The sequence below is a fragment of the Marinobacter salicampi genome (assembly GCF_011074795.1).
GTDB classification, from domain to species: Bacteria; Pseudomonadota; Gammaproteobacteria; order Pseudomonadales; family Oleiphilaceae; genus Marinobacter; species Marinobacter salicampi.
On sequence record NZ_JAAMPF010000016.1, the window covers coordinates 1 to 21775 of the forward strand.

Below are 21775 nucleotides of genomic sequence, written 5' to 3' on the forward strand. Positions count from 1 at the left end.
TGCGACTCTCCGGGGATAGTTTTTGCATAACCTCTACCCGCCTGAGGGTAGTTTTGTGGAACCCTTTACCTGGTTGAGCACATCGAATAGAGGGTAGTTCCATGGAACCGTTCCTCTACAGGGTGGTTCTATGGAACCGATCAGCGCTTTATTCAGAGCCAGAGGGTGGGTAGTTCCATGGAACCTTATAGCGGGCACTGTGCGATCGGTAGGTAGTTCTATGGAACCCTTGGGGCGTGAGAGTAGTTCCATGGAACCCTTTGCCGTGAGGGCGGTTCCTGCAACCTTTCAGCTGGCACTGTGCGATCGGTAGGTAGTTCTATGGAACCCTTAGGGCATGAGGATAGTTCCGTGGAACTCTTTGCCTTGAGGGTAGTTCCATGGAACCTTTTAGCCAGCACCGGACGATCGGTAGGTAGTTCTATGGAACCCTTGGGGGCGGCAGGGTAGTTTTATGGAACCTTTAACGCTCCAGTGCACCGCTTCTGGGCCGAAGTAGGTAGTTTCTTGGAACCTTTCGGCAGTGGTACCGGCCTTCAGCGCTTGGAAAGCCTCAGCGGATAGCTGGATAGTTCTATGGAACTTTAGCTCATCAGATCCCCTGTTTGCCCGCCTGGACGGCGTCACCGTAGATAGTTCTATGGAACCTTTAGCCGGCCCGGCCGGAAAACAGGGGCTTCAGGAGGTATTCATGCAGGACCGAGAGAATGACCAGGTAGTTCTGTGGAACCGCACGGACTGGCAGGTAGTTTCATGGAACCTTTCATAGGTAGTCTGGTGGAACCGTTACGCTGCAGCTAGGTAGTTCTGTGGAACCGAAGTGGGTAGTCTGATGGAACCGTTCGTAATTCGCCTCCAGATTACCACTCTAGCTCATGAATACAGGCGTTTCGGTGTCTGGTTTACCACCACATAGCCCGGATCATAGGTAGTTTTGTGGAACCTGAGAGTTTCTACCTGTGGATAACTAGTTGTTTAGGCAGGGATTGAGCAAAATACTGGGTAGTTTCGTGGAACCGAACTAGGTAGTTGTGTGGAACCTTTGGCAAGGATTATTGATAGGTAAGGGTTTGATTATCGGGAATAAAGGAGCAATAGAACAGGCTACTAACCCTTCTCTTAGCCTTTAACCCTTTATATAACCTTTGTCGCCTGGAACAACGACCGTTGCAAATTAAAATACCATGGCAATATCAGTCATGCCTGCGCAAAGCCCTGATAAAGCCTAAAATATCGCCAAAGGTTCCATCACTTTCAGAGATCCGTTGATGCAGTACGAAACCGGACTTCCAATTAGAGGCCTCCTCCCAGTCCTCATTGAAAAACTGAAAGACTTCCGCGACGGCTGGTGGCTCAAAATCATCCTGGTCGCTGCCGTTCTGGGTGTCGCTCCAGTTCTGAAGTCCAATGCGATACTGGCACTAAGCATTATCGGTATTAGCATTGCTGCCTACACTTTCGTTCTCTGGCGTACCTATCGCTACTCTCGAAACGAAGATGACATCCATATCCAATCCGGCCTAGCGGAAAAACTGAGGGTCCACTATCACACCTCACAGATCAGCCGGCTGGAACTGGAACGAGACTACTGGTGCCTAATGTTGGGCCTGGTAACAATATCGATCTATACGGAAGGCAGTGATACACCGTCTGCGAAGGCCCAATATATTACTCGTGAGATCGCCCTAAAACTTGCTGGAGACCTTCTGCCAGAGGAAGAAACTAAGGACGACCAGGACCTGTTCTATCGGATGACGTTTCTGGACGCCATTAAGGGAGCTATTCTCGTCCCCATCAAACAGCTACTGCTGCCCGCGCTGGTGATATTCGCCTTGGCCATGCCCTTACTGGACTCTTCAACCGAAAGGCCCGACGAGAAGCTGCTCAAAGAAGGCGCTATGGAGAACGCCTCCAGCTTACTGACCACCAAAATTCATCCTGGGGTCATCAGCACAATCACATTTATGTCTATTTCACTGGTTGTCATGCTTTCTACAGCTTCCCGCGTCTTGTATGCCCTACCCTACTTTCTACGGACAGAAGTCCGTATCACAGACGGCGTAGTGTTCGTGAGATCCGGTATATTCAATCTCCGGCAATGGCGGCTTCGGATCAGTGATATAGCGTCCATCGAAACCCGACATGGGATTTTTACACGTCTGCTTGGCGGCTCTGCTGCGCTACTGCAAACCCGAAGCGCTGATCTTACGCCGGGCATGCACGGGAATTACCTCGCATTTCTGCCTGAGGCAAAGATACAAGAGCTTTACCGCGCCATTGGCATTCAGCCCGTCACCATGGCTGACAGGAGGCTGAATATGCGCAACTTCATCATGGATAGCCTCCGGGTGGTCATCGAGGCGAGCCCTATAGTGCTGGCGGTCGTGTTATTCCTTCCAGCCTCGTTTTGGAATGGCCACGACCTGGTGTATTACTCTGCTGAAGCGGTTGTGCTTTTCCTCGTTTATACGCTCTGGCGCTGGCGGAAGCACTGGAACTCTGGGTTTGCAATGACTGCAGGAAACGTGGAAGTGGCTCAGCGCCGCTGGACAAACAACCATTCCTCCGCACGAGCTGCAGATCTTCACGGTATGACCACTTACTCACTACCCTGGTGTGGAAATTCGTTGATCGCCTTGAAACCGGGACTGCCAGGACTCGATCAACGGGTTACCGCGACCTCCCCTTGGGACGCTGAGAGTTGTTTCGGGATAACAAAGCAAGCGGCTTTGAAAACCAGCTGACCAGCCCGGCCTGTACTATCCGTTCCCTCTTCCGACCTCCCCTTGCATTTCTAACTCCCGTGAGACGCTTTCAGTAATCAACCACGGGAGATTTCTCATGCAAGCAATGATCACTATCAGTCGTGACAGCAATGACCGGATGAAAATCAGACTGGTGGACAGCACATCCCTTGCTCCGATTTATGAGGGCAGCATGACCCTTTCCGGGTTTACCAGGGCACTGACCGGCGAGGCCCGCATACTTACTGAGACAGACCGCATCTGCACGCCAGAAGAAGCCGCAAAATTCGGACTTAACCGGATTGTTAAGCATAAGCATTGCCGCAAAGTCTCCCTTTCCGACATGCAAAGCCAAAGAGAAGCTGTCCTTGAAGACTTCGAGAGGTATTGGAAGCCAAACCACTTTCAACTTCTCGACGACGGCACTGGCACCCAACAGCCCACCCAACACCATGCCTACCTTATTTGCCGCTGGCTTACAGACGAAGAAATTGAGCTCGAAAAGCTGCATGGCGAGGTGTCGTTTTAACCCGATACCGCTTTGTGCAACAAAAAAGCATCTACTCAGGAATCAGTTCCCGGAATAGATGGGATGCTTTCGACATCACCGAAAAGCAATTCGAGGGCGCATCAATGACATCTTTTGATCGGGATCTCACCAGAGCTCTGTATGAAGTTGCCTTTGCAGCACTGGACCTCCCGCAACCTGAAGCAATGAGCGAGCTTTCAAATGAAGAAATCGAGACACACATCGATCGGGAACTGCAGTTCGACAGCGACCTGGTTGCCTGAGAATCATGACGGACTGCTAATCGCCGTCGAAATCGAGCTGGACGATGATGTTCATGTAAAACCTTGCCCGCTTATGAAGCTGCCTTGCGGGTCAACCGATTATTCGGCCATCCGCGATTACTTCGAGCGCCAGAATTTTGCAGTCGGCCAGATTCTGGCTATTCGGCACGGAATGCAGACGTTTTTATAAGCCCTTCTGGACAACAGCAACAGCCAGTATTGAGTGAGCCAATATGACAGCCAATGAGTTCCTATCAGCCAGAACCGTCCTTGAAGCCATCAAGCCTCAGGATCTGGCTAAGCATCGCAAGGACTTCCTTTACATAAACAAACTCCACATGGGCTCGGACATCATCTGCTATTTGATTGGATCTGCATGTCTCGCCGCCTTAGGTGCCTTTTCAGAAAACTGGGCTATGGTTATTGTCGCCAGCATTGTCGCGTTAGCACTCGTCGCAATGTATCTTCTTGCTGGCTTAAACGATCAGAGAGACTTTGCTAAAGCGACAGCGGCAGTAAATGTTCAAAAACTTCCGAACAAACTAACGTTGACCAGCGAGGCCGATCCTGTTGTCCGTACTCAGCTTTTCTATTTGCTGAATTGCCAGGGCAATATCGTATACCGGTATCAGATTAGTGGCCTGTACGACGTAGGCCGTAAACAGCGCATTAGCGCACTTCAAACAGCACAGTAGTAAGGAGTCGTGCATGGAAAACTTTACCGCTGCATTTCGCAATTACGCCAACTTCTCGGGTCGGGCCACCCGAACTCAATTCTGGATGTTTTTTCTCATCTACTTGGGGATCATGATAGCTCTGTATTTTCTTGAGGGTCTTATCAGATTATATTTTTTAATTGATATCTTCAGTTTGGCTCTCCTTATCCCCACTTTTTCTTACGGGGCCCGACGTCTCCATGACACCGGCCGAAGTGGCTGGTGGCAATTACTGTTAATCATTCCAATCTTGGGGCCTATCATCCTGTTGGTAATGCTAGCTCTGCCCTCCAAAGAAACCGCTGCTGCCAAGTTTTCCCCTCAAACTCCCTGATGCTGGAGTTTGGGCATCCGATTTAACTTGGTACTAGCAGAAATATTCAGTTTGCCAGTCCTGGAACAACGGGCTCACTTTGCCTCCGCGTGCAGAGCCCCACCTTCGCTATCGAGCTGGTAGAAATTCACGAACCATCCCCTTACTGCACGGTAGTAACACTTCATGTCTGGGCTTCGAATAAAAACAGTTCATGATCTTAACCAGATGCGCGAAAACAAAATGCTGGGTGATCGTGCCGCTTCGCGCATCTAGCGGGAACTGGAGGCTGCGAAGCAGCACGCAAAGAGGAGAGGGTTAGAACGACGACCCGCACAGGCGAAGACACAAGCCCTTCAAGACCAGTCATTCTGTCCTCTTCCACCACTCCAGCCAGCTGACCGGCTCTACCAGGCTCTGGTGAGCCGCTGGGGGCGCTTTTACTCCGGGGGTGAGGTCGTGTGGGAATTGCAGCCGTTTAGCGATTCTGGGTACCGTCTGGACGCAGCAGTGGTCAATTACAGAGTAGGCCTGGAGTTGGATGGCTGGCAATTCCACGGCAAGACACTTTCTGGCTTCAAAGAAGACCGCAAAAAGCAGCTGCTTTTTTGCAGACGCGGCTGGCTACTCTTCCGGATATCCAATGATCAGGTCCGCAATAGTCTGGATGATGTTATCGAGGCTGTAGAGGAAGCGATGTCGTTTCAGGTTCGCCGAGAAGTACAGCTTTACCAGCTGCCTAAAGGCTGGTCACGTATCGTTGAGAACAAGGAGCCTACGCCAGGACAGTAACCGGCCCGGCTCTTTTAAATCTACTCTCTTCCCGACAGCCAGCAAGACGGTCTCCCGATGCTGTTCTATCGTTGAGACATCATCAATGTCTACACCCACCTGCCTGAATATTTCTGCATACGTTGTTCGGCCAATGTCTGTGTAACTGATAGTCCCGTCGGAATCGTGCTGGTACCAGATGGAACTCAGATCCTGCCCGGATAGATTCATTGTGAAAGTCCCCCCTATTGAGCGGAGAGTTGCATTTTCGGGGCTCGCGATACGATCACTTAAAGATACAGCCAAAGAGCGACACTTTTATGAATCGTATAGGGCACCATGCAACCGGGGCGATATCAGGGGTGGGCGCAGCGACTTACTTGGGCCTGCTGCAGCCAGAAAGCGTTTTGGCTGGCGTGATCTGCATTCTGGCGGGCTGGCATGGGGGCGTCTTCCCAGATGCTGTAGAGCACATCAAGGGACGCTACTGGATAACCCATCGAACGGTAACCCATTGGGTACCGTTATGGTTGGCGTTGGCGGTCTGGCTCTTAATTGACCCGTACAGCGGCTCGCTCCCATACGCGGCGCTTACCTACCCTGCCCTTCTGGGGTTTGCGATTGGCGGATTAACCCACTTGGTGTTCGACTGGCCCAATCCTACCGGGATACCGTGGCTACACCCCTGGAAGCGCCATTCGTTGAGACTTTGGAAGTCCGGTCGAGCCGACCTTATCCTGGTCGTGCTCTGGGGAGCCGCGATCAGCTCCGTAACCATCACTCAAACCTGAAAGCTGCCAAAACACGCCGAATTTGCAGAAAAAAAACATCATCTCTGACCAACTAAGTTTCGCCGGGCAATAAGCTAACCAGGTACCGGGCTCCAACGTCAGAGGTAATGGATGAAAGAATACTGGTCGATCTATCCAAAGTACGGCAACTTCGGTGTTGAGCTGTACCTGCGCATGACCCGCGAGAGAAAAGTCGATTACAGCGTCCTGGTTGCTAAGACCGAAATAGACCAGGCCTCCGCCATTGCCCTTGAAAACCTGCGAGGTCGATCGGAATCGGATGCGGCAACACCCGAACGAGAAAGGAAGATTTGGCAGTCCTGCTACCAAAACTGGGATCTCGCCCGTGCCATGCTGCTGGAACAAATGACCCCTTGTGAAAAGCACCTGGTGGCGCTGATGAACAACAACGCTACTTGGAAATCACCTGCGAGCTCTGTTCCTGTATTCAGTGTCGTAGCCGACATCGTGCCGAAGCCTTCAGTTCATCTTTTGTGGCTAAAAAATGACCGTTGCAAGCTTGGCCAAGAAAATCAGCCACTAAACGAGGAAATTCCTGAAGTTATCAACGAAAACTGTGGATAAGTCCGTGCGGCTACCGAATCTGTGGATAATTTCATTCTTGAATTGAAACCATAAATTGTCCGTCTTGGACAACTTATGCTTTCAATACCAATTCGCTCCAGAAACCCCTTGTATAGCGACCCTATGAGCAAGCGTTTAGCCAGTCTCCCACCGAATATTGCAGAGCTCGATTATCAGTCTCAGCTTGGCTACGTAGCTTTGCGAGCATTCTTCCAGATCTGCGAAGACTGGAACACCACTGTCGCTGAGCAATGCAAACTCATGCGAGTCGGCCTGCTTGAGCTGGAACAGCTCCGGAAGTTGCCTGCAAGGCCACTGGAACGCGAGACGTTGATTCGAATTCGCTGTTACGTGCTGATCTATAAGAAAACGGCTAGACGTGCTGGCACTGTCGACAAAGCACAGCGTGAACTCCGGCTGGCACGTACTGGCCACCCCTTCTTCGGCAAGTCACCAATTCATCTCATGATGCATGGCGGAAAGGATGGCGTAGCTGATGCGTGTATGGCACTAACTGGCCGAGTCCCGGAAATGCGGGAATATGCCCGGAAGGCCTCGTAACCCAAAGCCTGCCGCCCGGTACTACTGAAATAAATCCCGCTTCTATTTTCGTCAGCCGTGGGCCGAAGGCCTCTCTGAGTGCTTCGCTCCCGAAGGCAAAACTGAGCTGGCGGAAAAAAATGAGCTCAGGACACTTCAGTACGTTCAGCGAATTGCGATGAAGGTCGCACAGATGGTTTAGGTTCTGCTACCCCCTTGAAGCTTCTGGTTAGCAAGTTCATAAGATCAGTTTTAGACATGGTCTGGACGTTTTGATGTAGCTGGTCTATTGCCATGTCCGCTACCCAGAAAACCTCGTCTCCAGTTAAGGCGATGAAATGCTTTTTACCAGGTTTCGAGAGATCCAGGCGCAACCCTCCCCCACTCTGCCACTGCAGCTGGTAGCTCTTGTTCTTGTGTTCACCGTGATACTTGAACTCAACTTGGGTCAAAATCCTCAGCAGGCATGCGCAAAAGCGTGGTAACTCAACAGAGCTGACCTGCACCGTGGTTTTTTCGTCCCAATTAGCCTCCCGGTTAGATACAGGAGCCAGCTCCAGGTTTAGCGTTCGATTGCCCCCACGCGTCGATACTTTCTGGACAGAACAGGCTACCTGGGGCCGGAAAAACTTTAGGGCCTCTCCAAACTGGCCATCGGAGCTTGCTGGTTGTCTTTGCATAAAATGACGCCATACGGAGTTGTAATAAAATTGGTACCTGGTAAGCAACGCCAAAAAGCGTCACCGCCGGGAAAATGTGCTGGGACGAAAACAGCGTCCTCTTACCAACAGACCTGCTCCCACTTAGTCACAATGACATGAAATCACAAAACGCAATGAGATCCAGATGGTTGAATTATCGATCCAGCTCATTTTGGAGTTTCTCTGGCTTGGCATGTATATCGTCGCCCCAGGAATTTTCCTATACGTAGCGAACGAAGCTTGGTACCGGGGGTTTCGCCGGCACACCCGCCGCATTGAACTGTCTACTGGTCTTGTCGGTGTACCTATTCACGAACTGTCGCATGCTATTGTCGCGAGACTGTTTGGCATGAAGGTCATTGAGCTAGCTCTTTACCGGCCAGACCCGCAATCCAGAACGCTCGGGTATGTTAACTACAGCTACCAGCAAGGACACGCCTGGCATTCGATCGGTCGTTTTTTTGTGGGTATCGCGCCACTCATCGGAGGAAGCCTGGCTGTGTTGACCCTGTTTCATCTGACCGGCCTACCGAAACTAACCCAGTACGTCTCTCGTCCGGATTTTGGGGTTTTTGTCGGATTCGCTGGATGGCTAAGAGATCTTGCGACCGCCATAGACTCCCCGGAACAAATCGGAGCGATTGTGTTGAGCATCATGATCGGAACGCACGCCAGTCCCAGCCGATCAGACATGAAAGGCGCGGCAGCTGGCCTGGTAAGCGTTTTGGTTCTGTATGTGGTCTATCGGCTGGCAACGCTGGCGTTGCCAGTAGTCTTTGATCGGTATATCGACCCTTATTTCGATCTACACGCAAGCGCTATGGATCTAGCCGCCTTGATTGCTCAGATGGCTGCTGTAGGGGCCATCGCATCACTAGTATTAGCTACGCTGTCATTTGCAATTGGCCTCAAACGAAAACCCTTCGTCAGCGAGGAAGCGCCGTCTGGTTAATTAAACCGCACCCTCTCGACCGCAACACTCAAATGAAACTGACATACTCCTGGCAATTAGCGCCCTGCGAATTATTCCGAGATAGGAGAGCCAGAAAATGATGAACCCAAAAATATACGTTGAGGCGCTTGCGGTCCCCATGCTTCCACGGGTGCATAATCCCTGGTCGCAAACGTGCCCGATGGAGGTTAGCTATACAGGTGCTGAGGACCGCCAGAAAAGACTTGAGGCGCATCTTGATTGTCCAGCACCGGTGCTGATTCTTGTCGGTAATGCCGCAGGCTATGAGGAAACACGATTCACTGGCATTCCATTCACAAGCGAGAAAGTGATCCTCGACGGTCTTGTGCCCCGCGTATCGCTTCCGATCGGCACTACCCGCCTGTCGAAGCTCCATGAGCCCTTGCACGAGCGAATGGCGGACATTGTGTGGAAGGCGCTTCATGAGCATGGAATCGCTCATAAAACCGTCCTATGTAACGCAGTACCCTGGCACCCTGAGGGAGAGAGAGGTAGTAAGTCGAACCGAAACCCCTCTGCCAGAGAGATCCAGCTGGGCCGAATTTACCTTCAATCTCTGCTCGATATGTACCCCAACGTCCCCATAGCAGCGGTTGGAGCTGTAGCCCAAGCATCTCTTGCCGATCTCGGTGCCCATTTCAACTCCCTGGATGATCCGAGTGTATTCGGATACCAGGCTTTCATCGAATCGATCGAAAAGCTGTTTCTGTAGCATTGCATTCCCAGTATACGTGGCATGATCACCGTGCTTTAAGAGGATGGCCACTTCGAGAAAGCTTCTTTGAGGCGAATGACCGGCACATGAAGTCGGCAACTCCAAGTTTGATAGAGGTACCCATGAAAAAGAACACCACTGTTTCACGTCTTTTGAGCCAGTATGTTGGAAATTCGCAGCAGAAAGTTGTGGCTCTGATGCTCGGGGACGGCATAAACGCTATTCCAGATGATGTCGCGTCCTCAAAGCTGAGATACGCAAGAGTCGGTACAGGGAAAGATCACGATCTCACTGACCTGGTAGACGCAGACTGCGTGATCATCGACTTTTTCACCACGGATAGCCGTGCTATTGCAGCTCTTAAAGCATTCCTTTACTCCATTCAGGACAACAAGGACTACTTGATCATAACCGAGGCTTCAGACATTTTTGGCTCCGAAATAGTTGAGCTGCTGGAGTCCTTTCGTCCCAGATTAATCGTCACATCTGACCGCATGGGCAAGTGCGCTTAAAAACGAGGATTTCATGCAAGGAATCAGGTTCAGGAAATACATCCGGAAAGGTTACTTCGATCTCAACTTATTCGCCTCAGACCTTGTCATTTCACTTCAGCAGGATGGCTGCCCAAGCGCAACGCCTTGGCTTATCCATGAGTGCTTTGAGTCGGCCCAGTTACTAGGATGGGCGGAAGAGGGCCAGAATTACGCACTTGAGACCGCAGAAGGCTGCTTCGGCCTGTACTCCCACGCTATGGGGTTGGTTGGCTCGCGCATTGAACCTAGATCGACACAAGAAGCAGGTTCGTTTTACCGTGACGATTCTTGGGTTGATGAATCATGGCCCACGGTTGAGGCAGTCGTGGATCATTTGAATGCTCAGATGGCACAGGCCCTCTCTGTCGATGACGACCAACTGAATCACTATGAAGCTCCTGGTGACCCCGGCTGGGGGAAAGTTCAAACATTCATCCAGTCTGCCCTTGGGACAGCGACGAACCAGGCTCAACATTCCGCTGTTATTTATAAAATATCCTGACCACCGTGCATAGCCCCGTGCAGGCACGGGGCCCTTGCATTTTCTGAACTCATGAGACACTGAAATTAGATACAACGCCAAGAAGGAAGCATTCATGAAAAACATTATTTTCACATCACGCCGCTTAACTCAGGCGTTGTTAATGATTGCGGTAGCTGCCCTGTTCACAGGGTGCGCCGGTCAACCCAAATCCCAGGCGTACATGCTCAATGAGACGCTGGGCGGGCATCGCGTCAACGATGAAGCAAGCAACGAAGAGCACCAGAAAGGGTCACCCGTTGTTAAACACGGAATTCTGATTGCGGGCAGCACAGCTGGCGGATCTGGTGGTCTTGCCCTGACTGGTCTCAGCTATGAAGCACTGACTGCTTCGCTGATTACTGCAGCTTTGGACATTGTGACCCCGAAAACCTACGAGAAAACGTGGATCGTTGGTCGAATTCCTAAGAGCGAAGCTGAAGACCCCTATAAATTGCATTCTGAGATATTTGATTCCTATAACCAAGCTACACAAGAGACGCTGGACCAGTGGGGGTTAGAGTATGAAACCTTCACGCTGAAGGAGCCGATTAAACGGAATCCAGATCTCGATCTTGATGAAATCTTTGAGGCCAAGCTCTACCTGATCAATGCCCCGGAAGCCAACTGCACATTCCGCACCGATGATACTGGTAGACAAAACAGTAACTGTGCCGTCCTTGTCCGTGCCGGGGGCTTAGAAAGGGGCATTGCTCCAATGGGACATCCTCATGCAGGTAAGGAGGTATGGGTGGTCGATTCAGGTGAATACCACAACGTGCGGTTCATCATGGATCAAGCCCAGCTGCCGACGATGGAACTCCACCAGGCGATCTCTGAAAAACTCCCGGAATGGGCCTATATGTTCATGCCCGATTCACCGAATTATCTGGTCGTGAACACCGAGGGGAAGGCCAAGGGTTACCCATACTTCCTGAGATCTGGTGAAGAGATTCACTTTGTGACACCCGAAGAAGCTCAACAGTAACCCCCTCCCCTACTCCCCGAGAGGCTTTCAATCTCTCGGGCCAGTTGGCGCTCCAGGATAAAACAGTTCATGAACAAAGCATTCGTAAATATATTATTCGCCATCCTCGCCAGCGCTTTTTTGGCGACTAATACAGCCTGGGGCTGGGAAAAGAACGTTACCGTCGACTACGCCCTTGGGGATGCTGACAGCCGTATTACGGCACGAGAGGCTGCCTATGAAGCTTTGAAAGTAGAAGCCGCCAGATCAGCCAAAACTTATGTGCAGACAACCCAGACCCTCAAGAACGATGAGCTTTCAGAATCTATAGAAGTGCTTGGGGCGTCAATGATCAAGCTTCAAGGGGTCCAGGAAGCGTTTGATGGGGCAAAATCCCGGAACGGCATACTAACGGTTGCCGGAACAGCTGTGATCGATGAGGGCGAGCTCAAGGCCCGTGTGGCGCAGTTGCAAGGGAGCAGCGAGAAAGCCGGGTCTATGAAGGCACTCACAGCTGAGAACAAGCGGTTGCGCCAGCGGCTAGAAGATCTGCGCCTGGATCTGCAAAGCAAGCGGATCTCAGCCCAACAGATCCCAAGTGTTCTGGAGCAACAAAACAAAGCTCGCGAAGAGTTGGAGGTAGTCACCCGGAAGATAAACAGCGTATTTGAAAAAGGGACTCTTCTGGAGATGGCGTCCAGTAGTGAAAGTGAACTGCAATCTATAAAAGATGAATTGACCGACAGCGTGCTAAGTGTAATCCAGAACGCGGATTATCAGGTGTCCATTGAAGATGTGAGACAGACTGGGGACGCTTATACCGTGCTCGTCGACCTTCGATGGAATCTTCCGGAGACGGCGCTTTCCACAGCTCTAGGTAAATATTTAAAAACGACGAAAAGCTACAACTATCTCGAAATTGGAAGCAACGAAAATACTGATAATCGAGGCCCAGGCAAGCACTCGGAAGCCCTTATAGGTTGGCTCAGAAACCATGAAATTGTCGCGCAAGTAAGTGTCGCAGGAGTAACCGTCGCAATACCGATTCTATATGTTCAGCGCTCTTTTTTTAACAGATGCACAGACTCCGCCAGTCAAGCAGGATCGAATGTGAATACTCCACACTTCGAGATTTGTATTCCCCTTAAGCCTGGCTCGATGGTGTATGGCAATGGTAGAGACCCAATGCCCTTGCGGCTTCCCATGACCCAACAACAGGCAGCCTCAGCCACTGGGGTTGATCTGGACATCATCATGCGGGAACCGACTCCCAGAGCTTTAGGGGTCGGTCAGTGAGGACAGGAAGATGAATCATAGGCACGCATTGCCCCTCATTGTCATTACAGCAGTAACCGCAGCCATGATCGGTCTGTCCAGTGCAAAACCGGATTGCACGGTACTGCCGGCAAACGCTTCAGCCCAAAGGATCAAGATCGAAAAGATCAAGTTGCTGGCGGAGCACACTCAAGACAGGGTTGAGATCGATGGTCGCTCCAAGCTGAAGGACTCACAGCTCGATGAGGAAATTCGACGCAGAGCATACGGGTACACCAGCGCCAACGAGATTGAAATTCATCGATCAGATACCTCTGTGCGGGTCTGCTTGTCTTCCGCACAGGACTTTTCTCAACCTGAAATAGGAGAAAACCAATGAGGGCTCTGACTACACTTGTTATTGGTGCAGTTCTAGGGGTCGCTGTTCTACGCCAGAACCCTGAAATGACGCCGTTAGTGCTCGATATCTTCGTCATGCTTCGAGGCCTGGTGTAAGCCATGCTAAAGCCCAACCTGACATCCGTTGGATTCGTTGTCCCAGCCACACTGGGGATGGCGCTTCTAGGGATGTGTCTGAATTTTTTGGTTATCCAGTACGGCCCCGAAACAATGGCTCTGTCCGCGTTGATCTACGGCCCATTTTCCAAAGGGGCTGGAGCAAATGGGTTTATGCTTATGGGCATAGCTGTGTTGTTTGCCCTATCGCACCGTTGGATAAAAGGAGTGGTCTTCTTAATTCTCGGAGCCGCCCTGCTCTACTTCAGTTACGGGATTTCGCTTGAGATGGCTCTTGTGTCCCGCCCGACCCTGATACCTAACATGATCGCTACCGATATGGGGTGCTACCCGAATCACTTGATAGGCGTCCTTCAGGAACTTGAGATCCCACTCGCCGACTCGACCAAGCTGTGTGAGGAAGGTTAACCGTGGCCAAAAGTGCTGAACATATCCCTGCTGAAGTTAGAGACCTGTTAGCTGAATCGCGGTTTGGCATCACTTTCCCCTGCCCGACCGGGTGCCAGATGCGTTTCATACAGGAAGGAAAAGATCTGGGACAGTTTTATGCCTATAGCCACTGGGGAGGAATGCGGGGGGCTGTCGAAGCAGCCATTTCCAGAAACCAACAGTTGCGGGCGCTGTATAAGCGCAACAAATCCGGGCGGCCACGGTCTCGTGAACGTTCGCCAAGCCGAAGCAATACCGGTGTGCTTGGCGTGTCGAAAAACACCTATTTTGATAAGCGTCGAAATCGCTATTACGCCCGCTACATGGCGTCCTGGCGCAAGAATAGCGAGAACCGCTCCAAGGGCTTTCACTTAGCGGCTGAAGCCACTCCAGGCCAACATCTTCACGCATTCCGCTCGGCGATGGCCTTCCGGCATGACTGGGAGGAACACGGGGACACGTTTGATCCGGCCCGGTTCAAGCCCTGGAAGCAAAAACGACTGTACGAGCCAGGAAGCCCAGATCTTCCTTCCGGTTTCTGGGAATGACTATGGGCAATACGGGACTGACACTTAGTGAAGACGCTCTTGATGACATCGATCTGTTCCTGGATCGCGTCGACGAGCTCTCTGCTTTGGAATGCAACGCCATCACAGATCTAATCTCCCATGAACTTGAGCGCGAGTGTATTCCACACCAACGAATGTGTGGGTCTGCCAGGCAGATTTACTCGGGCGATACCGTGTTTCCACATTGTTGGATTCAGCTTGCAGATGGGCAGATCCTGGATGTCCGGCTGAGGATGTACTTCCCCTACTGTGAAGATGTACCGCACGGGCGCTTCAAGCCAACCGTCACCCACTATATTTATACAGGCCATGCCAACCCTGAAGAACGCCTCGATGAATCGCTTTTAATATCAATGATTGGCTGATCCAGACTAAAAGTTGCGCATGCGCAACTTAGCAGGACAATTCCGCCCCCCTCACCTCCTTGAAAAAGTTGCGCATGCGCAACTTTCGACGTCCCGACATTGCTTTCGACCGCCCTATCCCTTTAATCATAGTGATTGCTCAGATGCGTCCCGACATTGCTTTGCGCCAGGGCCTGTATAACCAACGCAATGAAAAGCGTCCCGACATTGCTTACTCATAGCGAAACACGTCCCGACATTGCTCTGGCACAAGATTGATCCGGCCTTCAGCAGAGCTCCCTACCACAAGCCCAGTATGATCAAAGCCTGTCTCCTAATGAAATTAATGCGTGATAAACCATGAGCTTAGGGGTGGCCCACCTGGAGTAGAAAAGCGTCCCGACATTGCTTTTGTATGAATCCAAGCCTTGGCCCCTATAACCGGGCTTAAATGGCATCAAAAATTAGCTAAATAAACAGCTGGCAAACCAGCCTTAAGCACAATAAATATAAGCATTCCAACCAGTTAGGGGCGGTGCAGGTGTAGGGTTCTAGTTTTTATTATCAGCCAAGCCCCTACCTACCGAACCAAAGCGTCCCGACATTGCCCGAATACGTCCCGACATTGGAACGTCATAACTACAGGTATAAAAGTTCAAGGAAAACAGAGACATGAGCGGGGATAGATTGCATAACAAAAAAACGTCCCGACATTGCTCGTCCTGTGGATAACCAAGTTATGCACACGTCCCGACATTGGTAATTCGCGTCCCGACATCGAACAAAGTCGTCCCGACACTGCAAAAAGCCGTCCCGACATTGAAAAAACATCAAAAAACACCTTAGATATTAATAAGCTACGACGCTGTAATAGTAATAGTAAAGTTAAGAGATAAAAGAATGGCTGGTTGAGCAATCTCTTAATATCAGGCCCATACACCAGATTCTGTAATCCGTTTTGTCGAATACGCACAAAGCAATGAAGGAAAAACTCCCGGTACAACCGACGTAAAAAAACACGAACCTTGAACACAATGACAAAAAAATGTGATAGGAGCTGATTTTCAACAGAAAACGCACATTCACTGCAGAGCCGGGCTTGTACTTATGTAGCCAATTCACACGCAATGAAGGTAGAGAGCCTAAACAGCAAACGAATGACGGCCTAAACGCCTTATAACAGACGAATGAAGGGAAAATTCCTACTTGACGGACGATCAATCTGTGTCCAAAATCGCCGTGCTCAATAACAGGTGTACGGAAATGACAGCAAAATCCCAGCAAAGCAAAACAACAAAAAAAATAAGCAGCTTTGTAGTCCCCAAGCAGCTCCGAGATAACGTTGAGCTGGTACTTGAATACCTTGAGCGGGACACTCACCTGTCTTCCGCTGATAGAAATTTCATTCGGTGTTTGATCGAGACCTCCTACAAGCACAAGGCGGACGACCTAACCAGTGATGTGACTTTCACCTACGTTGACCTCCAGTCCAAGCTCAAAGACTCGAAGCTGGGTTCTACTCGTCCGACCATAATGGAACGCGCAAAAACCCTGGTTGATTATGGGATTTTGAAGTCACGTTCGATCTACAACGAAGGGGGCGGTCGGCCCGTTCAGTTCTTCTACCTGAGCGACATACATCGCGCCGACTTTAGAAGCACCCTCCAAGAAGCTGCGGATCAGACAATGGGCGGTCGGGTACCCAACGGAACAACATTCCGAGCAGCCCTCAAGCGCCTGGCAAACAACAATAGCGCTCCCCTATTCCTTAAAGGTGATAATCCGGTCACAGCTCGAACAGACACGTTGTTTTGTGGCTTGCTGGATAAGAGCATGCGTATCTCTCAAGGCGAGCATATCAATGGCAATCGCATTACTTCGTCGACAACGATTAAGAAGTGCAAAGTGGTTGTGCAATCAACGACGCTCACCAAAGAAGGTTCTGAGCTGGTGTGTCTTGCTGATCAACGCGTAATGCGTGCTTTGACCTCTGAGTGTATTGCGTTGATAGAACGTCAGATCCAGAAATTGATTGAGGACCAGGCTGGTAGCCAGCTGGCTCTTACCTATGAAACCCAAGATTTACTAATTGACGTAGATGCGGCAGGCAATCATTCGGTCACAGAGCAAGTGAAAGATAAGAAGATCGATATCGACCGCGTCTACTCGATGATCCCAAACGAATTTTTCATCGACGTCACTGCCCTGGCGAAGCTCATGGGATATAAAACCCCCTCTGCCGGTTCCGTCCGTGAGCCAATCAATAAGGCGCTCAGGCGGCTCAGTGATACCAACTTCACGATCCATATCACGCACCCAGAGTCTGAAGAGGCAGAGCAACTTAGGAATCTGTTTGGCCTCGATGACACAACATCAGAGTTCAGGTTCATTACATCGCTGAAGTCGCAATACGAGTCAGGATTTTATAGAGATGCTACCGGTGAACAGTATGACTTTGACAAAGAGCTGACACTCACAGGAGACGTGGCGAGCGAACAAGACGCAGAACGCTTGGTCAGCCATTACCAGGACCAGGATATGAAACGCGTTCGGTTCTGGAAGATCTCACTTGACCCCCATCTCTTCAAGATCCTTCTCGATGAGGATGCCCGACGCTATTACACGTTTACGGCTCATGAAGAAATCATGCGTGAGTCATCAGGTCTTGCCCAGATGTTGTACAACTACATAACGGGAATACTTGGGCGTAAAATGGGCCCTAATGGCAAGCCTCGCGTGTTCAAACAGCCCGTCTCATATCTTCATCAGCAGTTGGCTGGCTACCGACCTGACTGGCAGTTTCGCGAAGATCTTGTTCGGCTTTTGAAGCGGCACACAAAGCCTGGCAAATGGGATGAATCGTTGAAGCTCAACGTTGTCAGGATGTTTGGCTACGTCTTCACGCTGACTCGCGAAGTCAGGTCGATCAAAGATAAGCCCACTGACGTCTATTATCTCAGTGTTCAACTCGATGCCAATGACCCGATCAATCGCCGAGTCCTGGAAATGACCGACGCTGCGTGACCCTGCCAAAAGTTGCGCATGCGCAACTTTCTGTCGCCTTCGCTCAGATACCAGACTTTCAGACTGACTTCGTAAAAAAAACCGCACTAACCCTTTCCGCGCATCTCGCGCAAACCAGTAACCTCCTGTTATTGACTACCAGGAGGTTACGATGTCCGTCTCACAATTGCCCTATAGATATTCTGATTCGGCGCAATCAAACGCGCTGTACGAAGATGTAAGCAGGGAATTGGTGCAAGCTACCAGACAGCTTTACGGTGGCGATCGCCGCTTTCATAAGCGCCGAGTCCTACAGGGCTGCGAAGTTAAAATTCGCCACTACGATGGTGCCGAAGCGTTCTGGAACCTTGTAACCGTTGAGGACTTTTCTCGGGGCGGCACTCTTATCTCATCAAGACATCGGTTCCAGAAAGGGAAGCTTGTTTGGCTCAAGATCGCTCCTGACCGGAGTTCTACGAACCTGGACGCTTTCCTGATAGGTGGTGAGGTTCGTCACTCGACTCAGGTCGGCGAAGAGCATCGTGTAGGCATCGAATTTCGCGTCGATTTGATTCAGGACATGCGCCGGGTTCATGCAGAGCATGCGCTGATTCGTCTTGAAGATTTTCAGCATGCCTTGGAGATCAACCAAGATTCGGATAGTGGCCTGTAGGGGGCGTCATCGATGAAACTTTACTTGTGTGAAAAACCCAGTCAGGCGAAAGATCTTGCCGCAGTGCTCGGGGCTCAGAAAAGAGGTGATGGTTTTATCCAATGCCAGGGCGATCAGATCGTCACCTGGGCATTTGGGCATCTTGCTGAACAGTTCATGCCTGATGATTACGACGACGCCTGGAAGCGCTGGGAAATAGAGCCACTACCGATTGTGCCTAAACCATGGAAAATGAAGGTTAAGAAATCGGGTGCAAAACAGTTCAAAGTGATCAAGGGCCTGCTGAGCAAAGCAGACACCGTATGTATCTCCACCGACTATGATCGTGAAGGGGAATCAATAGCTCGTGAGCTGATGGCGTTGTGTCGATATACCGGACCCGTGACCAGGTTAAAGCTGCAAGCACTGGACGACACGTCCATTCGAAAAGCTTTGGCGAACCCCATGAGGGGCGACCAGACAGAGTCACTGTATTATGCTGGTTTGTCTCGGGCACGGGCCGACTGGTTGGTGGGAATGAACCTGTCCCGGCTTTACACTCTACTGGGGAGGTCAGCTGGCGGAGAGTTGACACTTCATGTGGGACGCGTAGTAACTCCAACCGTGGCTCTCGTGTACGAACGAGACAAAGCTATCGATAATTTTGTTCCATCGCCGTTTTACGAAGTAACAGCAAACATCCTGGTCCAGCGTGGCCACTTTCAGGCCAAGTGGATCTGCCCCGAAGACATGGCTGATAGTGAAGGGCGCTGTATTAATAAAGGCTATGCTCAACAAGTCGCTCAAGCATCTGGGAATGCTCGGGGTCGTATCGCAAAAGTGACTCAGAAGAAGTGCAAAGAAAGTGCGCCCCTACCATTTGATCTGACCAGTCTGCAGCAGTATGCGGCCAAGCGATGGGGCATGACCGCTCAACATGTTCTGGATACCACCCAGTCACTGTACGAAACATACAAAATCGTCTCATACCCTCGAACTGAATCCAGATACTTGCCCGATTCTCAGCATCCTGATGTACCTGGCATTCTGCAGAGCCTAAGCAGAACAGATCCGGAGTTTGCCGGAGTTTGTGCTGGCGCTGATGTTTCCCGTAAAGGCAGAGCGTTTGATGATGCGAAAGTGACAGCTCACCATGCCATTGTTCCTACTAATGCGGTAGTAAACCTGGGCGATTTGTCGGAGCGGGAGAAGCAAATTTATGATGCGATTCGGCGCTTCTATGTCGCACAGTTCTACGAGCCGTATCAGTTTGAATCAACAGACGTCATTGCTGAGATCGGTGGAGGTAATCAGCAGCAGCCACTCCAGTTTGTGGCCAAGGGAAAGGTGCCACAAGCTATGGGATGGCGGGTGCTGTTTCAGCAACAAGATGAGCACGATCCTCAGGATGAGGGTGACGAAAAAGAAGAGAACGCCACTCTCCCAGCAATGTCCGAAGGGGAGGGCGCTCAAGCAAGTTCAGCGCAGTTCATGGAGAAAATGACTCGCCCAGCGCCACACTTCACAGAAGCCACCCTTTTGGCCGCGATGAAAAACATCGCCCGGTTCGTAACGGAGCCACAGTTCAAAAAGATTCTGAAAGAGACATCGGGTATCGGCACGTCGGCAACCCGAGCTGGCATTATTGAGGGTGCTATCCAGAGAGGATATCTAATCCGCCAGAAACGCACCCTTAGATCTACTACGAAGGCGGCAGCATTGATGATGTTCGTACCAAAGGTCGTGGCTAGTCCTGGGATGACAGCTGCCTGGGAACAGGAGCTGGAGCGCATAGAACTCGGTGAACAAACCATGTCAGCGTTTCTTGCAGAGCTGGAGCGGTGGCTGACGAAGATGATAGTGAAGGTTAAAGCGAGCGGTATTGCTGATTCAGCGGCAATAAAGTCAGCACTTGCCGCAGATAAAGGTCCAACCCATGATTGTCCCACCTGCGGATCTGAAATGCGTCAGCGAAAAGGACAGTACGGGAAGTTTTGGGGCTGCGTGTCCCGCAGCTGCAATAAAACGTTCGACGACTACCGTGGGAAACCGGATTTTGATGGAAAGAAGAAGCGAGCCAAGGTGAAACCAAAGGGAAGCCGGGCAAAAACCACTGCAGCTTAAAGTTGCGCATGCGCAATTACTGCCGTTTTATATCCCGGCTTGTGGGCCGGGAGCTTTCCTATTTATGTTGATGATCAGCAGCCCGTGCTGTTGAGTCCAATCGACTTCCCAGACACACATCCTCCGCTTTGAACACTGTTCACCTTAGGCCCGTCTGTAAACTCGTAGTCAGTGAACCAGTCATTCGCAGGGTAATAGTCCTGGGATGGTTGTTGCGGATTCGCCTCTTGCTTTGTCCAAGTTTCTGAAAAGCCGTCTTGTGTTTGCGTTGCGGCCTGGCCGAGGAGACTCTCACTAGCCTTTCTTGCTGAGTTTGCTAATTGATCCCAGTTTTCCGAATAGTCGAGACCAGTGAAAGCATCGATGGCATCACCAGGAGATTCTGCAGTCGGAACCTCTTTTTCGCCCAGTAAGACGCCGGCAATAAAGGCCATATCATTCGCCATCAGCCAATGCTTCAAAGCAAGCTTCTGGGAGTCCGGCAATATTGTATTGAGAGCAATAGGGGTAAAGATTGAGATCGCAACAAAAACGATGAGCAGGCGAATCATGGAAACCTCATTTCCTGGGATGAAACAAAAGTATCCAGCAAAAATGAGAGCAGGGCAGGGCAGGTGAGTGCTTTTTAAGTGTTTCCGAGTTTGGTTTTAAGGCGAACGAGGGACAATGGGAAACGAAAAACAGCGACCATCACAGCCGCTGAGAGGCTTTAATGAAGAGCACTTCGTAAATAAACCACATCGGCTGATTTAGTCTGGGGAGGGCGAGAATTAAAGGCTTCGCCCATGGGACGGTCACCAGAGCTGGTAGATGCTCCAATAGACTGACGCATGATGTTCCAAGTCTTTAGAAGCTTATCCCGCTCTGCTTTGGTAAGACGATTACGGTTATCACTTGATAGCTCTAATGCCATCTGGTCGGTTAGAGCTACCAGGTCAGAAAGAAGTTTGTCTCTCATAACAATGCCTTGTTCAAGTCTCGCATGGTCGTTGTTATCTAATTGGTCGCGCCGAGAATTAAGTAAACTCAGCCAGAAAGATTCCTGAACATACGTTCACTTTTTAAAGATGCTAGCCCAAATACTACGCGAGGAAAAGACTAAGTTAGCCTATCACCCAACTAGAAACAGTTAATCAGGCCACAGTTTGCAATATTTTACGAGCCAATAGAGGCTACACACCGTTAATCAGGGCCGAAAAGTT

General features: G+C 50.7%; 24 protein-coding genes. 22 read left to right on the forward strand and 2 right to left on the reverse strand.

Features of this window, described 5'->3' with window-relative positions; translation table 11 throughout:
- The first annotated feature begins 1268 nt into the window (after window positions 1–1268).
- From G7W63_RS08010 to G7W63_RS08050, 9 genes are all read left to right on the forward strand, one after another.
- Complete coding sequence (locus G7W63_RS08010; RefSeq protein ID WP_166255869.1) at window positions 1269–2744, forward strand: PH domain-containing protein; 1476 nt, start codon at window positions 1269–1271, stop codon at window positions 2742–2744.
- Window positions 2745–2841: 97 nt separating this feature from the next.
- Window positions 2842–3273, forward strand: a complete 432-nt coding sequence (locus G7W63_RS08015; RefSeq protein WP_166255872.1) for a hypothetical protein — start codon at window positions 2842–2844, stop codon at window positions 3271–3273.
- Between the two features lie 104 nt (window positions 3274–3377).
- Window positions 3378–3536 carry a hypothetical protein gene (locus G7W63_RS08020; RefSeq protein WP_166255875.1) on the forward strand — a complete coding sequence of 53 codons (159 nt, stop codon included), beginning with the start codon at window positions 3378–3380 and terminating at the stop codon, window positions 3534–3536.
- A 233-nt stretch (window positions 3537–3769) separates the two neighbouring features.
- Window positions 3770–4231 carry a hypothetical protein gene (locus G7W63_RS08025; RefSeq protein ID WP_166255877.1) on the forward strand — a complete coding sequence of 154 codons (462 nt, stop codon included), beginning with the start codon at window positions 3770–3772 and terminating at the stop codon, window positions 4229–4231.
- Window positions 4232–4244: 13 nt separating this feature from the next.
- Complete coding sequence (locus tag G7W63_RS08030) at window positions 4245–4586, forward strand: DUF805 domain-containing protein (RefSeq protein ID WP_166255880.1); 342 nt, start codon at window positions 4245–4247, stop codon at window positions 4584–4586.
- 438 nt (window positions 4587–5024) lie between these two features.
- Window positions 5025–5357: a DUF559 domain-containing protein gene (locus G7W63_RS08035; protein WP_166255883.1), complete on the forward strand. Its 333-nt coding sequence runs from the start codon at window positions 5025–5027 to the stop codon at window positions 5355–5357.
- Between the two features lie 299 nt (window positions 5358–5656).
- Complete coding sequence (locus G7W63_RS08040; RefSeq protein WP_166255886.1) at window positions 5657–6127, forward strand: metal-dependent hydrolase; 471 nt, start codon at window positions 5657–5659, stop codon at window positions 6125–6127.
- Window positions 6128–6238: 111 nt separating this feature from the next.
- The gene (locus tag G7W63_RS08045; protein WP_166255889.1) at window positions 6239–6712 is read left to right on the forward strand and encodes a hypothetical protein; all 474 of its coding nucleotides are present in this window, start codon (window positions 6239–6241) and stop codon (window positions 6710–6712) included.
- A 123-nt stretch (window positions 6713–6835) separates the two neighbouring features.
- A complete protein-coding gene (locus G7W63_RS08050) occupies window positions 6836–7273 on the forward strand; it encodes a hypothetical protein (protein ID WP_166255892.1) in 438 nt (145 codons plus the stop codon).
- A 125-nt stretch (window positions 7274–7398) separates the two neighbouring features.
- On the opposite strand, the gene G7W63_RS08055 is transcribed toward G7W63_RS08050, so the two are convergent.
- Window positions 7399–7932 carry a hypothetical protein gene (locus G7W63_RS08055; protein WP_166255895.1) on the reverse strand — a complete coding sequence of 178 codons (534 nt, stop codon included), beginning with the start codon at window positions 7930–7932 and terminating at the stop codon, window positions 7399–7401.
- Window positions 7933–8098: 166 nt separating this feature from the next.
- On the opposite strand from G7W63_RS08055, the gene G7W63_RS08060 reads away from it, so the two are divergent.
- The 13 genes from G7W63_RS08060 (at window position 8099) to G7W63_RS08120 (ending at window position 20573) form a co-directional block, all read left to right on the forward strand.
- Window positions 8099–8905, forward strand: coding sequence for a hypothetical protein (locus G7W63_RS08060; protein ID WP_166255898.1), 807 nt, complete (start codon window positions 8099–8101; stop codon window positions 8903–8905).
- 97 nt (window positions 8906–9002) lie between these two features.
- Window positions 9003–9638, forward strand: a complete 636-nt coding sequence (locus G7W63_RS08065; RefSeq protein WP_166255901.1) for a uracil-DNA glycosylase — start codon at window positions 9003–9005, stop codon at window positions 9636–9638.
- Window positions 9639–9763: 125 nt separating this feature from the next.
- Entirely contained in the window at window positions 9764–10153 is a 390-nt protein-coding gene (locus G7W63_RS08070; RefSeq protein ID WP_166255904.1) for a hypothetical protein, read from the forward strand.
- A 13-nt stretch (window positions 10154–10166) separates the two neighbouring features.
- Entirely contained in the window at window positions 10167–10676 is a 510-nt protein-coding gene (locus G7W63_RS08075) for a hypothetical protein (RefSeq protein WP_166255907.1), read from the forward strand.
- Window positions 10677–10770: 94 nt separating this feature from the next.
- Complete coding sequence (locus G7W63_RS08080) at window positions 10771–11682, forward strand: hypothetical protein (RefSeq protein WP_166255910.1); 912 nt, start codon at window positions 10771–10773, stop codon at window positions 11680–11682.
- Between the two features lie 69 nt (window positions 11683–11751).
- The gene (locus G7W63_RS08085) at window positions 11752–12957 is read left to right on the forward strand and encodes a hypothetical protein (protein WP_166255913.1); all 1206 of its coding nucleotides are present in this window, start codon (window positions 11752–11754) and stop codon (window positions 12955–12957) included.
- A 10-nt stretch (window positions 12958–12967) separates the two neighbouring features.
- Window positions 12968–13315 carry a hypothetical protein gene (locus G7W63_RS08090; protein ID WP_166255916.1) on the forward strand — a complete coding sequence of 116 codons (348 nt, stop codon included), beginning with the start codon at window positions 12968–12970 and terminating at the stop codon, window positions 13313–13315.
- 119 nt (window positions 13316–13434) lie between these two features.
- Window positions 13435–13860, forward strand: coding sequence for a hypothetical protein (locus tag G7W63_RS08095; protein WP_166255919.1), 426 nt, complete (start codon window positions 13435–13437; stop codon window positions 13858–13860).
- A gap of 2 nt (window positions 13861–13862) precedes the next feature.
- Window positions 13863–14429 carry a hypothetical protein gene (locus G7W63_RS08100; RefSeq protein ID WP_166255922.1) on the forward strand — a complete coding sequence of 189 codons (567 nt, stop codon included), beginning with the start codon at window positions 13863–13865 and terminating at the stop codon, window positions 14427–14429.
- Window positions 14430–14431: 2 nt separating this feature from the next.
- The gene (locus G7W63_RS08105) at window positions 14432–14815 is read left to right on the forward strand and encodes a hypothetical protein (protein WP_166255925.1); all 384 of its coding nucleotides are present in this window, start codon (window positions 14432–14434) and stop codon (window positions 14813–14815) included.
- Between the two features lie 1242 nt (window positions 14816–16057).
- Window positions 16058–17818, forward strand: coding sequence for a hypothetical protein (locus tag G7W63_RS08110; RefSeq protein WP_166255928.1), 1761 nt, complete (start codon window positions 16058–16060; stop codon window positions 17816–17818).
- A 151-nt stretch (window positions 17819–17969) separates the two neighbouring features.
- Window positions 17970–18470, forward strand: coding sequence for a PilZ domain-containing protein (locus tag G7W63_RS08115; protein WP_166255931.1), 501 nt, complete (start codon window positions 17970–17972; stop codon window positions 18468–18470).
- Window positions 18471–18482: 12 nt separating this feature from the next.
- The gene (locus G7W63_RS08120; protein ID WP_166255934.1) at window positions 18483–20573 is read left to right on the forward strand and encodes a DNA topoisomerase III; all 2091 of its coding nucleotides are present in this window, start codon (window positions 18483–18485) and stop codon (window positions 20571–20573) included.
- A 74-nt stretch (window positions 20574–20647) separates the two neighbouring features.
- On the opposite strand, the gene G7W63_RS08125 is transcribed toward G7W63_RS08120, so the two are convergent.
- Window positions 20648–21124, reverse strand: a complete 477-nt coding sequence (locus G7W63_RS08125) for a hypothetical protein (RefSeq protein WP_166255937.1) — start codon at window positions 21122–21124, stop codon at window positions 20648–20650.
- Between the last annotated feature and the right edge of the window lie 651 nt (window positions 21125–21775).

Excerpts from the sequence above, each read along its gene's own strand:
- G7W63_RS08085 (WP_166255913.1), top strand. The coding sequence starts at position 11,752 with ATGAACAAAGCATTCGTAAATATATTATTCGCCATCCTCGCCAGCGCT.
- G7W63_RS08070 (WP_166255904.1), top strand. The coding sequence starts at position 9,764 with ATGAAAAAGAACACCACTGTTTCACGTCTTTTGAGCCAGTATGTTGGA.
- G7W63_RS08045 (WP_166255889.1), top strand. The coding sequence starts at position 6,239 with ATGAAAGAATACTGGTCGATCTATCCAAAGTACGGCAACTTCGGTGTT.
- G7W63_RS08095 (WP_166255919.1), top strand. The coding sequence starts at position 13,435 with ATGCTAAAGCCCAACCTGACATCCGTTGGATTCGTTGTCCCAGCCACA.
- G7W63_RS08075 (WP_166255907.1), top strand. The coding sequence starts at position 10,167 with ATGCAAGGAATCAGGTTCAGGAAATACATCCGGAAAGGTTACTTCGAT.
- G7W63_RS08080 (WP_166255910.1), top strand. The coding sequence starts at position 10,771 with ATGAAAAACATTATTTTCACATCACGCCGCTTAACTCAGGCGTTGTTA.
- G7W63_RS08125 (WP_166255937.1), bottom strand. The coding sequence starts at position 21,124 with ATGATTCGCCTGCTCATCGTTTTTGTTGCGATCTCAATCTTTACCCCT.
- G7W63_RS08060 (WP_166255898.1), top strand. The coding sequence starts at position 8,099 with ATGGTTGAATTATCGATCCAGCTCATTTTGGAGTTTCTCTGGCTTGGC.
- G7W63_RS08010 (WP_166255869.1), top strand. The coding sequence starts at position 1,269 with ATGCAGTACGAAACCGGACTTCCAATTAGAGGCCTCCTCCCAGTCCTC.
- G7W63_RS08055 (WP_166255895.1), bottom strand. The coding sequence starts at position 7,932 with ATGCAAAGACAACCAGCAAGCTCCGATGGCCAGTTTGGAGAGGCCCTA.
- G7W63_RS08050 (WP_166255892.1), top strand. The coding sequence starts at position 6,836 with ATGAGCAAGCGTTTAGCCAGTCTCCCACCGAATATTGCAGAGCTCGAT.
- G7W63_RS08065 (WP_166255901.1), top strand. The coding sequence starts at position 9,003 with ATGATGAACCCAAAAATATACGTTGAGGCGCTTGCGGTCCCCATGCTT.
- G7W63_RS08025 (WP_166255877.1), top strand. The coding sequence starts at position 3,770 with ATGACAGCCAATGAGTTCCTATCAGCCAGAACCGTCCTTGAAGCCATC.
- G7W63_RS08110 (WP_166255928.1), top strand. The coding sequence starts at position 16,058 with ATGACAGCAAAATCCCAGCAAAGCAAAACAACAAAAAAAATAAGCAGC.
- G7W63_RS08040 (WP_166255886.1), top strand. The coding sequence starts at position 5,657 with ATGAATCGTATAGGGCACCATGCAACCGGGGCGATATCAGGGGTGGGC.
- G7W63_RS08090 (WP_166255916.1), top strand. The coding sequence starts at position 12,968 with ATGAATCATAGGCACGCATTGCCCCTCATTGTCATTACAGCAGTAACC.
- G7W63_RS08115 (WP_166255931.1), top strand. The coding sequence starts at position 17,970 with ATGTCCGTCTCACAATTGCCCTATAGATATTCTGATTCGGCGCAATCA.
- G7W63_RS08120 (WP_166255934.1), top strand. The coding sequence starts at position 18,483 with ATGAAACTTTACTTGTGTGAAAAACCCAGTCAGGCGAAAGATCTTGCC.
- G7W63_RS08015 (WP_166255872.1), top strand. The coding sequence starts at position 2,842 with ATGCAAGCAATGATCACTATCAGTCGTGACAGCAATGACCGGATGAAA.
- G7W63_RS08105 (WP_166255925.1), top strand. The coding sequence starts at position 14,432 with ATGGGCAATACGGGACTGACACTTAGTGAAGACGCTCTTGATGACATC.
- G7W63_RS08030 (WP_166255880.1), top strand. The coding sequence starts at position 4,245 with ATGGAAAACTTTACCGCTGCATTTCGCAATTACGCCAACTTCTCGGGT.
- G7W63_RS08020 (WP_166255875.1), top strand. The coding sequence starts at position 3,378 with ATGACATCTTTTGATCGGGATCTCACCAGAGCTCTGTATGAAGTTGCC.